The sequence below is a fragment of the Velocimicrobium porci genome (genome assembly GCF_009696045.1).
In the GTDB taxonomy this organism is placed as follows: Bacteria; Bacillota; Clostridia; order Lachnospirales; family Lachnospiraceae; genus Velocimicrobium; species Velocimicrobium porci.
This window is the reverse complement of sequence record NZ_VUMT01000010.1, coordinates 1-14843: the sequence shown is the minus strand read 5'-3', so window position 1 is coordinate 14843 and position 14843 is coordinate 1. Positions and strand designations below refer to the sequence as shown.

Here is a 14843-nt window from a genome sequence, read left to right as displayed (position 1 = left end):
ATGATATAAGTAATAGAGAGGGATGGAATAGGATGGAAAATTCAGAGGAGATTAAAAAGGTAATTTGTGAAAAGCTTCCTCACAAAACAATTCGCATATTTGAAGCAGTTTTGGCGTTGAGAAATGAAGGAGTAGACTTAAATAATCTGACGGTCGCAGAAATTGCTAAAAAAGCAGGAATAGGAAAAGGAACCGTCTATGATTATTTAAGTTCAAAAGAAGAAATTATAGTAAAGGCGTTAGCTTATGAATATTGTCTTCAAGTGTATGAGTTTGACTATAATATAAGAAAAGAAGTCAAATTCGAAGAGCAGGTTGAGGCAGCTTTTCGCTGGGTGGAAGATAATATGAAAAAAAGTTTTTTTCTCATGAGGCTTGTACAGGTCGATCAAAGTTTTATGAAGCTGGGACGTGAGTTTTGTGAATCACTTTTTCCAAACATATCAAAACCGGAGGCATTTAATGACACAATTGATTATGTTTTAAGTACAGGGGCGAAAGAAAATAAAATACGGTATCCGAAAGATAATTTAGAGCGGGATATGGTAATAAACGCAATTGGAGGAGCCTTATTTGCTTATCTTATGGCACCTGAAAAATATGTAGCATTTGAGTATACAAACGTAAAAGAATATGCAAAAGAGTTTTTATTTCGCTTGTTGGCATAAAGGCAAAAGCTGTAAAAAATAGTATGAAATATCTTGTAAAATAGAAGTGTTTAGAGTACAATTAAGAAGACATAAGAAAGGGGGATAATAAGATGGAACCTGTATATTGGCTGATTGCATTAGTTGTTTTGCTGATTATTGAGATTGTTACGCTTGGTTTAACAACAATCTGGTTTGCGGGTGGTGCACTTGTAGCATTTTTAGTTGCGATGCTTGGTATGAATACCGTTCTGCAGGTTATTGTGTTTTTAGCAGTTTCATTTTTATTACTGTTTTTCACAAGACCAATTGCAACAAAATACTTTAACGGTCAGCGGATTCGGACGAATTCAGAAAGCCTGATTGGTCAAGAGGCAAAGGTAACTGCAAAAATTGATAATTTTAATCAGCAGGGAACGGTAGTAGTAAATGGACAGGAATGGTCTGCACGAACGGTAGATGACCAGATTATTGAACCAGGTGAACCCGTAATAATTCTTGAGATTTCAGGAGTGAAACTAATTGTGAAGGAGAAGGAGGAGCAGAAATGGAGCTAATTATTAAGCCTATTTTAGTATTGTTTTTAATTGTATTCGTACTGATTATCATATCTTCATGTATTAAGATTGTACCTCAGGCACAAGCGTTTGTAATTGAACGACTGGGCGGTTATCAGACAACATGGGGTGTTGGTCTGCATTTTAAAGTGCCAATTATAGACCGTGTTGCAAAGAGGGTACTTTTAAAAGAACAGGTTGTAGACTTCGCACCACAGCCGGTTATTACAAAAGATAACGTAACAATGCGAATTGATACTGTCGTATTTTTTCAGATAACAGATCCTAAGCTATATGCTTATGGTGTTGAAAATCCAATTATGGCGATTGAAAACTTAACAGCAACCACACTTCGTAATATTATTGGTGAATTAGAGTTAGACCAGACATTAACTTCAAGAGAAGTAATTAACACGAAGATGAGAGCTTCTCTTGATTTAGCAACAGACCCATGGGGTATCAAGGTAAACCGTGTAGAATTGAAAAACATCATTCCTCCTGCAGCAATTAATGAGGCAATGGAGAAACAAATGAAAGCAGAACGTGAAAAAAGAGAAGCTATTTTAATTGCACAAGGAGAAAAAGAATCTGCTATTTTAGTTGCACAGGGAAAGAAAGAAGCAGCAATTTTAGATGCAGAAGCCGAGAAACAGGCAGCAATTCTTCGTGCAGAAGCTAAGAAAGAAGCAATGATTCGTGAAGCTGAGGGTGAAGCCGAAGCAATTCTTAAAGTACAGCAGGCGAATGCAGATGGTATCCGTTTCTTAAATGAAGCAGCACCAAATAAAGAGGTAATTCAGATAAAGAGCTTAGAAGCCTTTGAAAAGGCTGCCGATGGAAAGGCAACAAAAATTATTATTCCATCTGAAATACAGGGACTTGCAGGTATGGTAAAATCAATTACTGAAGTAGCGAAGGAAGATATAAAATAATAAAAAAATGAAAGAAAAGACTACTGCTCTCTTGTTAAGGGCGGTAGTCTGTTTTTAATGCATAGGAACGTCCTATGAATTAAAAATTCGTCTGGAAAAATCACCAATATCGTAAGTCAAAAAACGAGGCATGGAAAAAGTGTCATGTAAATCAATCGGTAGAATACGATGCATTTGAGTTTGCAAAGAAAAAAAATAAAGAGGCGGCGTACAATTCAATTAGTATGGGAATGGGACAGATTATGGGATGTAAACAAAAAGCACCATCTAAAAAGATATTGCCAACGGGTGAAAGACAAACAAAGAGTGTGACACTGGAGGATTGGGGAAAAGTAAATTTTGTATCTTTATTTCCTGATTCTGTGGAGAATCCAGTGCGGTTTTATTTAACAAGTCGTAAAGTATTTAAAAGTAAAATAACTTTACTTGCGAAGCTTTTCTAAATGACATATAATAATTGATAATGTACGATTCGGAATGGAGGAATAGAATGGATATCTTAAAGAAGATAAAAGATGAATTGTCAATTGAACTGTGGCAGGTAGAAGCAGTAGTAAAGTTAATAGATGAAGGAAACACAATACCATTCATTGCAAGATATAGAAAAGAAATGCACGGAGCATTAAATGATGAACAGCTTCGTAACTTAAGTGAGCGTTTAACTTATTTGCGGAACCTGGAAGATAAAAAGGCACAGGTATTAGCAAGCATCGAAGAGCAGGGAAAATTAACAGAAGAGTTGAAGAAACAGATTCTTTTGGCGGAAACGCAGGTTGTGGTGGAAGATTTATATCGTCCATATCGTCCAAAGAGAAGGACGAGAGCCACAATTGCGAAGGAAAAGGGTTTGAATGGTCTTGCGGAATATATTATGAAGCAGGAAGCAACAGAGGAAGTGGAACAGGAAGCTTCAAAGTATATCTCAGAAGAAAAAGACGTAAAAAGTGCAAAGGATGCAATTGCAGGAGCAATGGATATTATTGCGGAGGCTATTTCTGATGAAGCAGACCACCGTATTTATATCCGTAAAGTCACAATGGAGGAAGGAACGATATCTTCCACTGCAAAAGACGAGAAACAGCAATCGGTCTATGAAATGTATTATTCTTATGAAGAGCCAATCGAAAAAATAGCAGGTCATAGAATATTAGCTTTAAACAGGGGAGAAAAAGAAAAGATTCTGGTAGTAAAGGTAAATGCACCGGAAGAACGAATTCTTCGCTATTTAGAAAAAAAAGTGATTTTAAATGAAAATCCATATACAGCTCCAATATTGAGTGCAACAATAGAAGATAGCTACAAACGGCTAATTGCTCCGGCAATTGAAAGAGAAATAAGAAATGATTTGACGGAACAGGCGGAAGATGGAGCGATAAAAGTATTTGGAAAAAATTTAGAACAGCTTTTAATGCAGCCTCCGATTGCAAATCAAGTTGTATTAGGATGGGACCCGGCATTTCGTACCGGTTGTAAACTTGCAGTTGTAGATTCGACAGGAAAAGTTTTGGACACGACGGTAATTTATCCGACTGACTCTCCGAATAAAAATATTCCGGAAGCAAAAAGAATTGTAAAAGAATTAATTGAGAAATATGGAATTACATTAATTTCAATTGGGAATGGGACAGCTTCAAGAGAATCAGAGCTTGTTGTTGTTGAAATTTTAAAAGAAATAAAACAACCTGTGCAATATGTTATTACAAATGAAGCAGGTGCCTCTGTGTATTCCGCGAGTAAGCTGGCGACAGAGGAATTTCCTAACTTTGATGTAGGTCAAAGGAGTGCAGCGTCTATCGCAAGAAGAGTTCAGGATCCATTAGCAGAGCTTGTAAAAATTGATCCAAAGTCTATCGGTGTTGGTCAGTATCAGCATGATATGAACCAGAAAAAGCTAAGTGAAGCACTTTCGGCAGTGGTAGAAGATAGTGTAAATCATGTAGGGGTGGATTTAAACACAGCATCTGCTCCATTATTAGAATATGTATCTGGTGTGTCAAAAGCAATTGCTAAAAATATTGTTGCTTACAGGGAGGAAAATGGTAAATTTACAGATCGCAAGCAGTTATTAAAAGTAGCAAAGCTTGGACCAAAAGCCTTTGAGCAATGTGCAGGTTTTATGAGGATTACAGATGGAGAGAATCCACTGGATGCAACCAGTGTTCATCCTGAATCTTATAAGGCAGCAGAAGAACTGTTAAGGGCATTAGATTGGACAATGGATGATGTCAGAAAAGTACAGGCAGAAGCGGCAAAGAATAAAGGAAAAGAAAAAAAGCAGGCAGATGTTCCAAAACGAAAAGAAAAACACAAAAATATTCAAGTAAAGCAACGGAATACAGCGTTTGGACAAGCACTTCTTCAGGCAATGGGAGATGGTATTCCAGATACAGAAAGTATTCAGGCTTCAAATGAGGTAAAAAAAGAAACTGTTGGAAGTCTGGGTAAACGGATAAAAAATAAAGAAAAATTGGCGAAAGACCTTCAGATTGGAATTATGACATTGGAGGACATCCTAAAAGAATTAGAGAAACCGGGAAGAGATCCCCGCGATGAAATGCCAAAGCCAATACTCAGAACAGATGTACTTGAAATGAAAGACTTAAAAGAAGGCATGGTGTTAAATGGAACCGTAAGAAATGTAATTGATTTTGGTGCTTTTATAGATATTGGAGTGCATCAGGATGGTTTGGTTCATATTTCAGAAATGTCAAATAAAAAGTTTGTAAAACATCCATTAGATGTTGTCAGTGTAGGTGACATTGTAGAAGTAAAAGTGATGAGTGTTGATTTGCAGAAAAAAAGAGTTCAATTGACGATGAAGCTATAGGAAATAAGTAAAAAGAAACTACTACAAACTATAAATTTTTGATATTCTAATGTAAGCGAGATATAAGCTTATATTATGTTTATTTCGCGTTTAAGCTTTGTAGTAGTTTTTAATTATATAAATTAGTTTATCAATATGATAAACAGTTTAAGTATCAATTTGAGGATTAAATCATAATAAATGTTTTATTTGCAAAAAAACTTTGGTTTTATATCGAAGTTTTTTGTTTTTTGTGAAAAATATAGCATTAACAATGCTAAAAAGTGAATAAAAGAAGTATAAAATAAGAAAACAACAAAAGAAGTACAAAAACAATGAAAAAAACTTGAAATTAGTAAAAAATAATGGTAGCATCATAAGTATAAATGGATAATTGAAATAGAAATTTTATCTAACGTCTAAATAGGATGAAAGAGAGGTATGCTCTATGAAAAAAGAAACAAAAAAGAAGGGATTAAAAGGAAATGTAATAAATAATGATGAAAAGGTCAAAAAGCGTTTGAAAAAGGGATATATGATAATTCTTACGTTTTTGACGATTTGTATTGCGGTTAGTACAATTGCATTATTGAAAGTAAATAGGGATTATAAGTATACAATTAAAAATTATGGGTTTGCACAGGGGTATATCGGACAATTTGGTATTGAATTTAATACTATGACGACTAATCTAAGAAACCTGATCCTTGAAACCGATAATTCTAATATAGAAACGTTAAAAACTGCATTAGAAGAAGAACAAAATAATGTAGACAGTTACTTCAATAAAGTAGAAGCACTGGCAGATACAGAGGAAGAAAACCAGTTAATACAAGAAATGAATGAACCTTTGGACAATTATATCGAAATAAAGAAACAAATTATTAATTTGGCTGCAGAGAATAAGAAAGATGAAGCATATGAGTTATTGAAGTCAGATGGAATACCACCAGCGAATGTGGTTAAAGAAAATATTAATAAAATACTTGAATTAAATATTAATATGTGTGAAAAGAAAATGTATTCAGCTGCACTTTTTTCAAATATACTTATTGCATTTATAATTGTGCTGGGGGCAATTGCTTTTTTCCTGGGTTTAAAACGTTCTGAAGATGTTTCGAAATCAATTTGTGATCCATTGAATAAGGTGACAGAAGCAGCTCAAAAGATAAAAAATGGAGAACTGGATATTACAATAGAATATAATGGAAAAGATGAAATTGGAGAGCTTGCAGATAGTTTTCGTGAATCCTGCAGTTTTATGAAAGCAGTTATTAATGACACGGATAATATCTTAAAAGAACTTTCTATTGGAAATTTTCAGGTCACATCAAAAGATTTGTCTGTTTATCGGGGAGATTTTTCTAATATTTTGTTAAGTATGCGTGCATTACGGGATCAAATGAATAATGCGTTGCTTAATGTAAAAGAGGCATCCGGGCAGGTAGCAGCCGGAGCAACTCAAATGGCAGAGAGCGCTCAGAACTTAGCAGAAGGAGCTACAGAACAGGCTAGTGCAGTAGAAGAACTAGTAGCGACAATAGAGAATGTTTCTGTTAAGGTGAATGAAAGTGCAATAGGTGCGGAACAAGCATATTTACAAGCTACCCAATATCAGAAAGAAGCTGGAGAGAGTAATGAGGCAATGGAAGAACTTACAAAGGCAATGGAACAGATTTATACCGTTTCAAAAGAAATAGGAAATATTATAACAGAGATTGAAGACATTGCTTCGCAAACTAATTTATTATCATTAAATGCTTCAATAGAGGCAGCTAGAGCAGGTGAAGCAGGAAAAGGTTTTGCAGTAGTTGCTGATCAGATTGGAAAATTAGCTTCAGATAGTGCAAAATCTGCAGTTAATACAAGACAATTGATTGAAAGCTCTATTTCTGAAATTGAACATGGAAATCAAATTACCGAACGAACCTCAAATGCGTTGCTTAAGGTAGTTGATGGAATTAGAAAAATCGGAGAAAGTGCAAAAGAAAGTAGTGAGAGTGCAAAATTACAGGCAGAATCCATGAAACAGATCGAGAAGGGAATTGAACAGATTTCCTTTGTAGTACAAAGTAATTCTGCTGCGGCAGAAGAAACATCTGCTACAAGCGAGGAGTTATCGGCACAGGCCGTTACTCTCAATGAAGAAGTTGCTAAATTCCGTTTGTTTAAAGAATAAAAGATAAAAAAATTGACATAAATAGGAATCTGCTATATAATAATTACTATAAAATATAAAGGAAGTTCTTCGGGGCAGGGTGAAATTCCCGACCGGCGGTTATAGTCCGCGACCTGTATATTTACAGCTGATTTGGTGAAATTCCAAAACCGACAGTTTATAGTCTGGATGAGAGAAGAAAAAGCAATCAATTGGTTATGTCTATGGATTGCTTTATTCAAGAAACTTGGCTCCGATACTTGTATCGGAGCTTCTTTGTTATATTGGAAATTTTTTCGGGATTCCTGATATAATAAAAAATCTTCCGAGCAGGAACGCATTGTACCGGCGAGGAATCATCTCCAAAAAACTTCCCAAAAAAAGGAGAGAAGATTATGAATTATGTAACAAATCCAACAAAAGAGCAACATTTATTTTCGACGAAACAAATGGTAAGTTTATCTTTACTTACGGCATTGGCATATGTATTGATGCTGATTCACCTTCCATTCAAATTTCTGGGATTTTTGGAATTGGAATTTAGCGATGTACCGGCAATTGTGGCAACTTTAACGTATGGCCCTATTGCAGGAGTTGTTGTGGAATTATTAAAAAATGTAATAAAAGCAATTACAGCAACAACAACAGGAGGAGTTGGAGAAATTGCTAATTTTGTAATAAGTGCGTGTTATATTATCCCTTTGGGGGTAATATTTAGACGTGTTCAGACAAAGAAGAAGTTAATACTGTCATTCTTAGGCGGAATAATAGGGTTTGTTATAGCCGGAATTGTAGTTAACTATTTTGTAACCGTACCATTATACGCAAAATTATTTGGTGGAATGGAAGCAGTGATAGGTGCAGCCTCGGTAACGATACCTGCGATTAAAAGTTTAGCAACAGTTGTAATACTGGGTATTACACCGTTTAATATTGTAAAAGGAATTATGATGTCAGCAGTTGGCTATTATGTTTATAAAATGTTATATCCTGTTGTGAAAGCATAAAAAATATTAGAGAAAAAAGGTTGTCACAAAATGAATTTTTATATAAATTTATACTTTGTGACAGCCTTTTTTGATGTCGTTTTCTTCTAGGGTTCATTGTGTTTGAATTGCTATAGCACTTTACGTACCTTTATGAATCTGTTATAATTGCACATAGAACAAAAAAGAGGAGAAAGATAAGGAATGGAAAACGAAATTAAATTGAGTATAATGATAAATCCAAAAGATATGTTCCGGTTTTTAATGCGCCACTTCTATACTCATTTTTCAGGAATATTTGGTGTGATTTTAAGTCTTGGAGCATTAGTTGTCTTTTTCTTGAACATAGGAAAGGGAGAGCCTACCTTTATGATTGCATTATTTATAATGGCTTCTCTTTTTACAGTTTTACAGCCAATTCAGTTTTGGGTAAAAGCAAATCAACGGGTTAAACTGAATCCAATGTTTAAGGAACCTCTATTATATACAATGAATTCGGAAGGAATCACTGTAGAACAGAAGGAAGACAATGTACTTTTACCATGGAAGGATGTACGAAGCATAATTGAAAGTAAAAATGCGATTTTTGTATACTCATCTTCAGTGAATGCGTTTATTCTTCCCAAAAAGCAATTGGGACAAGATGTTCAAAATGTAAAAGAAATCATGAAAGCAAATACAGATAAAAATATTTGTAAATTAAAGTAGGAGCATGTATGGTAATCGAAAGTTATAGCAGTGAAGAAACATTTCAGTTTGGAAAGACACTAGGAGAGCAGGCAGAGCGTGGACAAGTATATTTGTTAATTGGAGATTTGGGAGTAGGTAAGACTGTATTTACCCAAGGGTTTGCAGCCGGATTGAACATTAAAGAGCCGATAAGCAGTCCTACTTTTACAATTGTGCAGGAATATGAGGAAGGACGTATTCCTTTTTACCATTTTGATGTGTATCGTATCGCAGATATAGAAGAAATGGATGAAATAGGATATGAGGATTATTTTTATGGAGATGGGGTATGTCTGATTGAGTGGGCAAATCTAATCGAAGAAATTCTTCCTTTCAATGTGAAAATGGTTACAATTGAAAAGGATTTAGAGAAAGGATTTGATTTTCGGAGAATTACACTGGAGGATAGTGACAGATGAAAATATTAGCAATTGATAGTTCAGGATTAGTTGCTTCCGTTGCTTTTGTGAATGATGGAACTATGGTCGCTGAATATACAACAAATTTTAAAAAGACACATTCACAGACTTTATTGCCTATGATTGATACAATTGTACAGATGACAGGAATTGATTTAAAAGAACTTGATGCAATTGCAGTAGCTGCCGGACCGGGGTCTTTTACAGGTCTTCGAATAGGTTCTTCGACTGCAAAGGGATTAGGGCTTGCATTGAAAAAACCAATTATTTCAGTTCCGACAGTAGAAGGGCTTGCCTATAATTTATGTGGAATCAGTACCGTGATTTGTCCGATTATGGATGCGAGAAGAAATCAGGTGTATACTGGGTTATATGAATTTAAGGAAAAAGAGTTCCAGATTTTGGCGGATCAAAAAGCTGTATCTATTGATGAGATAATAGAAGAAGTGAATCTTCTTGGTCGGGAAGTAACATTTTTAGGGGATGGAGTTCCCGTATTTAAGGAACAGATAAAGGAAAAGCTGAAGGTTCCATATTCATTTGCACCGGCACATATGGCAATGCAGAGAGCAGGAGCAGTAGCTGCTTTGGCGGCTGTTTATTGGGAAAAAGGGAAAATAGAAACTGCAGCGGAGCATAAGCCGGTCTATTTGCGTTTGTCTCAGGCAGAACGGGAGTTACAGGAAAAAAAGAAAAAGGAACGAGAACATGGAAATTCGTAAGATGGAAGAAACGGATATCGACCAGGTAGAGAAAATTGAGAATGAGATTTTTTCAATGCCGTGGACACGAAAGGACTTTATGGACTCTATTACGAATTCAAATCAGTTATATGTCGTTGCAGTGAAAGAAAATGAAGTGTTGGGCTATTGCGGTCTTTGGAATGTTGCAGGGGAAGGTCAGATAACCAATGTAGCAGTGAAGAAAACAGTAAGGAATCAAAAAATAGGATTTCAAATGTTAAGCTATCTAATAAAATGGGGGATGCAAGAAAAAATAACAGCATTCACATTAGAAGTAAGAGAAAGTAACAAACCAGCAATTCATTTATACAAAAAGCTTGGATTTCGTGCTGAGGGACTTAGAAAAAATTTTTATGAAAAACCAAAAGAAGACGCAGTAATTATGTGGAAATACAGCGAAGATACAGACATTAATTACCACTAGGAAATGATAAAAAATGTCGTTATAATGAACCGTAGTATAATAAAAAGTGTTATTTATTAAAAGGGAAAATATGACGATGATGGAGGATATAGCATGGAACAGCAAGGTAATATTTTTTGTAATGTTTGTGGGAAAAAAATAAAAATAGAACAGGGAATTTTACGGGAAGATGTTTTAAAAGTAGAGAAAGAGTGGGGGTATTTTTCAAAAAAAGATACTACGCGGCATGTGTTTCATATATGTGAAGAATGTTATGATGCTCTGATTCAGACTTTTGCCATCCCTGTTACAGTTACCGATGAAAATGAAATAGTGTAAATAAATAGGATAGAGAGGAAAGAGAATGTTAGATGTTTGTTTACTAGGGACAGGGGGAATGATGCCTCTTCCTGGTAGATGGCTTACTTCCTTAATGCTGAGATTAAATGGAAGTAGTCTGTTAATTGATTGTGGAGAGGGAACACAGATTGCAATAAAAGAGAAAGGATGGAGCTTCCATCCGATTGATATTATATGCTTTACCCATTACCATGGAGATCATATCAGTGGTCTGCCAGGGCTTTTATTATCTATGGGGAACGCAGATAGAACAGAACCTATAACAATAATTGGTCCAAAAGGGCTTGAAAGGGTTGTAAATGCTCTTCGGATTATTGCACCGGAGCTTCCGTTTGAAATTAAATTTATTGAATTAAATAGTGCCAAAGAGCATTTCGAGATAAATGGCTATGTGATTGATGCATTTCGAGTAAATCACAACGTAACCTGTTATGGATATACAATCTCAATACCAAGGGCAGGAAAATTTTTGGTTGAAAAAGCGGAAATGAATGATGTTCCAAAACAGGTTTGGAGCCGGTTACAAAAAGGGGAAATTGTGCAATTTGAAGGAAAAACTTATACTCAGGATATGGTGTTAGGACCGGAACGAAGAGGAATTAAGCTGACATATTGTACAGATACAAGACCAGTACAGGCTATAATAGATTTTTCAAAAAATGCCGATTTATTAATATGTGAAGGTATGTACGGGGAGAGGGAAAAGCAGTCAAAAGCGAGAGAATATAAACATATGACGTTTTATGAGGCTGCCCAAATTGCAAAAGAAGCAAAGGTAAAGGAACTGTGGCTTACACATTTTAGTCCTTCTCTTGTCAGACCGGATTTGTATTTAAAACCAACACAGGAGATATTTCCTCATACGAAATTGGGAAAAGATAAAAAAAGTATTGTGTTGGAATTTGACAAAGAAGAATAATTTATATAGTCTTGGATGGAGGAGATTGGTATGAAGAAATCAACAAAAAAGATTCTCACAACGATTCTAATAATGATAACAATTGGTGTTGCCATAGTTGCAGTGTATTATAATATGACAAAAGAACCATCTGAATCAGAAAAAAGTAAAACAACAGAAACAGAGCTGGAAAAAATTCTAAACAAAGATTTAGAAGCCAATTATCCTGGAACTCCAAGAGAAGTAATGAAATTTTATGGAAGAATTACAAGCTGTCTTTATAAAGGAGGATTATCGGACGAAGATATTGAAAAATTAGCAGATAAACTAAGAGGACTGATGGATGATGAATTATTAGAAAAAAATCCGGAAAGTCAATATATAAAGTCAGTTAAAAAAGATGTGAAAGAGTTTCGTGACATAAAAAAAATTATTATGAGTTATTCGGTTCAAAATGCGAGCGAAATTGAATATAGTGAAAGCAATGGCGAAGAATATGCAACTTGTACAATTTTATTTTTGACACAAGAAAAGCAAAAGAAAAAGAGTTATCATAAAGTGTATGAAAAATTTATTTTAAGACAAGATGAGAATGAAAATTGGAAGATTTTAGGATGGGAGCAGACGGATCCGGTCGAGTTGCCAGAGGACTAGATGGATTTTTAATTGATTTAAGGATATTTATATGGAATAGAAGCGATAGCAAACGTAATAAATGATCGCTTTATGGAGGCAAACTATGAAACGTGAAAATGATACTTTAATATTAGGAATCGAATCATCATGTGATGAAACAGCTGCAGCAGTAATTCGTAACGGAAGAGAAGTATTGTCTAATGTTATATCATCGCAAATTGAACTTCATAAATTATATGGTGGTGTCGTACCGGAAATTGCTTCAAGAAAGCATATTGAGAAAATTAACCAGGTAATTGAAGAAGCATTGGAAGAGGCAGATACAACATTAGAAGAGATAGATGCAATTGCAGTCACCTATGGTCCCGGACTGGTTGGGGCGTTATTGGTTGGTGTTGCAGAGGCAAAGGCGATAAGCTATGCTGCTGGAAAACCACTTGTAGGAGTACATCATATTGAAGGACATGTTTCTGCCAATTATATTGAGCATTTGGATTTGGAACCTCCATTTTTATGTTTAATTGTGTCCGGAGGACATACACACTTAGTGATTGTAAAAGATTATGGTGAATATGAAATTATAGGACGTACAAGAGATGATGCTGCTGGGGAAGCATTTGATAAAGTGGCCAGAGCAATTGGGCTTGGTTATCCGGGTGGACCCAAAATTGATAAGCTGGCAAAAGAGGGAAATAAAGAGGCGATTGCATTTCCAAGGGCTAAGATTGATGGAGCACCATATGATTTTAGTTTTAGTGGTGTTAAGTCAGCAGTATTGAACCATATTAATTCTTGTCAGATGAAAGGAGAAGAGATTAATAGGGCAGATATAGCTGCATCATTCCAAGAATCGGTGGTTGATGTTTTAGTTCAAAAAACAATAACAGCAGCAAAAAACTATCATATAAACAAAATAGCAATGGCAGGTGGTGTTGCCTCTAATTCCGCTTTAAGAAAGGGAATGGAGAGAGCGTGCACAAGAGAAGGGTTCCAATTATATTATCCTTCTCCAATTTATTGTACCGATAATGGAGCAATGATTGGTGTTGCCGGATATTATGAATATAAAAAAGGAACAAGACATGGATGGGACTTAAATGCGGTGCCAAATCTTAAAATTGGACAGCGGTAAGCTGTCCTTTTCTTGCTTTATAGGAAACTTCGTCTCCTATAAAGCAAAAACGCTCCGCGAGGATGTGCACAGATGCGAAAGGAGTATTGTTGCATAATAAAAAGGTAAAATAATAATCAATACGATAAAAGAAGAAAGAACGGAGAATGATTATGAAGTCAGTAGCAATTGTGCTTGCAGCAGGTCAAGGCAAGCGTATGGGAATGGATTGTCCAAAGCAGTATTTATTATTGAATGGTAAACCTGTCATATATTATAGTCTTAAAGCATTTGAAGAAAGTGATATAGATGAGATTATATTAGTAGTTGGGGAAGGCGAAAAAGAGTATTGTGAACAAGAAATAATAAACCGTTACCAATTTAAAAAGGTAATGCAAATTGTATCTGGAGGCAGTGAACGGTACCATTCAGTTTATAATGGACTGCAAGTGGTTCAAAACGCAGAATATGTGTTTATACATGATGGTGCCAGACCGTTTTTAAGCAAACAATTGATAGAGGACTTGTTTGAAACAGTCAGGGAAACAAAAGCATGTATTGCGGGAATGCCAGTGAAAGATACGATAAAACTTATAAATCAGAAAAAACAAGTAGAGAAAAGTTTAGATCGAAGTAAAGTATGGCAGATTCAAACACCGCAGGTATTTGAGTATCAATTGGTAAAACAGGCATATGACAAGCTATTTGAACAAAAAATTTCTGATGTGACAGATGATGCGATGGTAGTAGAACGAATGACAGGACATGCGGTTACATTAGTAAAGGCTTCTTACAAAAATATAAAAATAACAACACCGGAAGACTTAGAGATAGGTGAATGTTTTTTAGCAAATGAGAAAACGAAAAACGACAAATTTGAAGAATTAAAAAGGCGATAAATACAGGAAAAAAATATAAAATTGGAAATTTTGAAAAAAAATATAAAAAAAGACTTGACTTAGTAAAAATAAGATGATATACTAGGTGAGCAGTGTTCGGAGAGGTGTCCGAGTGGTTTAAGGAGCTGGTCTTGAAAACCAGTGATTCCGAAAGGGACCGTGGGTTCGAATCCCACCTTCTCCGTTTGCAACAATGAAGTTTGCATATTGAATATTGGAAAGTATGGCGTAAGCTAGTTGGAGAAGTACCCAAGCGGCTGAAGGGGCTCCCCTGGAAAGGGAGTAGGTCGTTAATAGCGGCGCGAGGGTTCAAATCCCTCCTTCTCCGTTTCGACTTTTTAAAAAAAATAAAAGTTGAAAAAAATAAAAAAAGTACTTGACAAACAAAACAGAGTATGTTAAACTATTAAAGCTGAGTCGATGAGAAACAGCAAAATAAAGAACCTTGATAATTGAACAATAAAACAACCCTGAAAATTCTAAGAGAACCATTTGTTTGAATGAGGATTTGAACAGATGAGAGATTCATAAGAATTTCAGACGAACGACCTTTGAAAAA

15 protein-coding genes, 2 tRNA genes, 1 pseudogene and 1 riboswitch are annotated in these 14843 nt (G+C 35.3%); all 18 genes and pseudogenes read left to right on the top strand.

Translation table 11 applies throughout. The features are described 5' to 3' along the window. Nucleotides 1-32 precede the first annotated feature (32 nt). The 18 genes and pseudogenes from FYJ58_RS08000 to FYJ58_RS07915 all read left to right on the top strand — a co-directional run bounded on the left by FYJ58_RS08000 (nucleotide 33) and on the right by FYJ58_RS07915 (nucleotide 14612). Complete coding sequence (locus FYJ58_RS08000; protein WP_154519221.1) at nucleotides 33-668, top strand: TetR/AcrR family transcriptional regulator; 636 nt, start codon at nucleotides 33-35, stop codon at nucleotides 666-668. 92 nt (nucleotides 669-760) lie between these two features. Beyond that, a complete protein-coding gene (locus FYJ58_RS07995; protein ID WP_154519220.1) occupies nucleotides 761-1204 on the top strand; it encodes an NfeD family protein in 444 nt (147 codons plus the stop codon). Next, nucleotides 1195-2136, top strand: a complete 942-nt coding sequence (locus tag FYJ58_RS07990) for an SPFH domain-containing protein (protein ID WP_154519219.1) — start codon at nucleotides 1195-1197, stop codon at nucleotides 2134-2136. The genes FYJ58_RS07995 and FYJ58_RS07990 overlap by 10 nt, the downstream gene beginning before the upstream one ends. 116 nt (nucleotides 2137-2252) lie before the next feature. Beyond that, nucleotides 2253-2579: pseudogene (locus FYJ58_RS15040) on the top strand (N-acetylmuramidase domain-containing protein); the annotation flags it as partial. A 47-nt stretch (nucleotides 2580-2626) separates the two neighbouring features. Next, on the top strand, nucleotides 2627-4963 hold the full coding sequence (locus tag FYJ58_RS07980) for a Tex family protein (protein ID WP_154519217.1): 2337 nt from the start codon (nucleotides 2627-2629) through the stop codon (nucleotides 4961-4963). Nucleotides 4964-5390: 427 nt separating this feature from the next. Further along, nucleotides 5391-7121, top strand: coding sequence for a methyl-accepting chemotaxis protein (locus tag FYJ58_RS07975; RefSeq protein WP_154519216.1), 1731 nt, complete (start codon nucleotides 5391-5393; stop codon nucleotides 7119-7121). 61 nt (nucleotides 7122-7182) lie between these two features. After that, nucleotides 7183-7305: riboswitch (FMN riboswitch) on the top strand. Nucleotides 7306-7495: 190 nt separating this feature from the next. Next, nucleotides 7496-8107 (top strand): ECF transporter S component, encoded by a 612-nt coding sequence (locus tag FYJ58_RS07970; protein ID WP_154519215.1) that lies wholly within the window; start codon nucleotides 7496-7498, stop codon nucleotides 8105-8107. Between the two features lie 183 nt (nucleotides 8108-8290). Continuing rightward, the gene (locus FYJ58_RS07965) at nucleotides 8291-8794 is read left to right on the top strand and encodes a YcxB family protein (RefSeq protein ID WP_154519214.1); all 504 of its coding nucleotides are present in this window, start codon (nucleotides 8291-8293) and stop codon (nucleotides 8792-8794) included. An 8-nt stretch (nucleotides 8795-8802) separates the two neighbouring features. Beyond that, entirely contained in the window at nucleotides 8803-9234 is a 432-nt protein-coding gene (gene tsaE / locus FYJ58_RS07960) for a tRNA (adenosine(37)-N6)-threonylcarbamoyltransferase complex ATPase subunit type 1 TsaE (protein WP_154519213.1), read from the top strand. Beyond that, nucleotides 9231-9956: a tRNA (adenosine(37)-N6)-threonylcarbamoyltransferase complex dimerization subunit type 1 TsaB gene (gene tsaB / locus FYJ58_RS07955; RefSeq protein WP_154519212.1), complete on the top strand. Its 726-nt coding sequence runs from the start codon at nucleotides 9231-9233 to the stop codon at nucleotides 9954-9956. The genes tsaE and tsaB overlap by 4 nt, the downstream gene beginning before the upstream one ends. Further along, a complete protein-coding gene (rimI, locus tag FYJ58_RS07950; protein ID WP_154519211.1) occupies nucleotides 9943-10401 on the top strand; it encodes a ribosomal protein S18-alanine N-acetyltransferase in 459 nt (152 codons plus the stop codon). The genes tsaB and rimI overlap by 14 nt, the downstream gene beginning before the upstream one ends. A 93-nt stretch (nucleotides 10402-10494) precedes the next feature. Beyond that, complete coding sequence (locus FYJ58_RS07945; RefSeq protein ID WP_154519210.1) at nucleotides 10495-10719, top strand: hypothetical protein; 225 nt, start codon at nucleotides 10495-10497, stop codon at nucleotides 10717-10719. Nucleotides 10720-10744: 25 nt separating this feature from the next. Continuing rightward, the gene (locus tag FYJ58_RS07940) at nucleotides 10745-11659 is read left to right on the top strand and encodes a ribonuclease Z (RefSeq protein ID WP_154519209.1); all 915 of its coding nucleotides are present in this window, start codon (nucleotides 10745-10747) and stop codon (nucleotides 11657-11659) included. A gap of 30 nt (nucleotides 11660-11689) precedes the next feature. Continuing rightward, nucleotides 11690-12292: a DUF6715 family protein gene (locus FYJ58_RS07935; RefSeq protein WP_154519208.1), complete on the top strand. Its 603-nt coding sequence runs from the start codon at nucleotides 11690-11692 to the stop codon at nucleotides 12290-12292. Between the two features lie 85 nt (nucleotides 12293-12377). Continuing rightward, nucleotides 12378-13406, top strand: a complete 1029-nt coding sequence (gene tsaD / locus FYJ58_RS07930) for a tRNA (adenosine(37)-N6)-threonylcarbamoyltransferase complex transferase subunit TsaD (protein ID WP_154519207.1) — start codon at nucleotides 12378-12380, stop codon at nucleotides 13404-13406. 152 nt (nucleotides 13407-13558) lie between these two features. Beyond that, nucleotides 13559-14284, top strand: coding sequence for a 2-C-methyl-D-erythritol 4-phosphate cytidylyltransferase (gene ispD, locus FYJ58_RS07925; RefSeq protein WP_235912587.1), 726 nt, complete (start codon nucleotides 13559-13561; stop codon nucleotides 14282-14284). A gap of 98 nt (nucleotides 14285-14382) precedes the next feature. Continuing rightward, nucleotides 14383-14468 (top strand) — tRNA-Ser (locus tag FYJ58_RS07920). A 55-nt stretch (nucleotides 14469-14523) separates the two neighbouring features. Next, nucleotides 14524-14612: transfer RNA gene (locus tag FYJ58_RS07915), tRNA-Ser, on the top strand. Nucleotides 14613-14843: the final 231 nt, after the last annotated feature.

Excerpts from the sequence above, each read along its gene's own strand:
- FYJ58_RS08000 (WP_154519221.1), top strand. The coding sequence starts at position 33 with ATGGAAAATTCAGAGGAGATTAAAAAGGTAATTTGTGAAAAGCTTCCT.
- FYJ58_RS07995 (WP_154519220.1), top strand. The coding sequence starts at position 761 with ATGGAACCTGTATATTGGCTGATTGCATTAGTTGTTTTGCTGATTATT.
- FYJ58_RS07990 (WP_154519219.1), top strand. The coding sequence starts at position 1,195 with ATGGAGCTAATTATTAAGCCTATTTTAGTATTGTTTTTAATTGTATTC.
- FYJ58_RS07980 (WP_154519217.1), top strand. The coding sequence starts at position 2,627 with ATGGATATCTTAAAGAAGATAAAAGATGAATTGTCAATTGAACTGTGG.
- FYJ58_RS07975 (WP_154519216.1), top strand. The coding sequence starts at position 5,391 with ATGAAAAAAGAAACAAAAAAGAAGGGATTAAAAGGAAATGTAATAAAT.
- FYJ58_RS07970 (WP_154519215.1), top strand. The coding sequence starts at position 7,496 with ATGAATTATGTAACAAATCCAACAAAAGAGCAACATTTATTTTCGACG.
- FYJ58_RS07965 (WP_154519214.1), top strand. The coding sequence starts at position 8,291 with ATGGAAAACGAAATTAAATTGAGTATAATGATAAATCCAAAAGATATG.
- tsaE (WP_154519213.1), top strand. The coding sequence starts at position 8,803 with ATGGTAATCGAAAGTTATAGCAGTGAAGAAACATTTCAGTTTGGAAAG.
- tsaB (WP_154519212.1), top strand. The coding sequence starts at position 9,231 with ATGAAAATATTAGCAATTGATAGTTCAGGATTAGTTGCTTCCGTTGCT.
- rimI (WP_154519211.1), top strand. The coding sequence starts at position 9,943 with ATGGAAATTCGTAAGATGGAAGAAACGGATATCGACCAGGTAGAGAAA.
- FYJ58_RS07945 (WP_154519210.1), top strand. The coding sequence starts at position 10,495 with ATGGAACAGCAAGGTAATATTTTTTGTAATGTTTGTGGGAAAAAAATA.
- FYJ58_RS07940 (WP_154519209.1), top strand. The coding sequence starts at position 10,745 with ATGTTAGATGTTTGTTTACTAGGGACAGGGGGAATGATGCCTCTTCCT.
- FYJ58_RS07935 (WP_154519208.1), top strand. The coding sequence starts at position 11,690 with ATGAAGAAATCAACAAAAAAGATTCTCACAACGATTCTAATAATGATA.
- tsaD (WP_154519207.1), top strand. The coding sequence starts at position 12,378 with ATGAAACGTGAAAATGATACTTTAATATTAGGAATCGAATCATCATGT.
- ispD (WP_235912587.1), top strand. The coding sequence starts at position 13,559 with ATGAAGTCAGTAGCAATTGTGCTTGCAGCAGGTCAAGGCAAGCGTATG.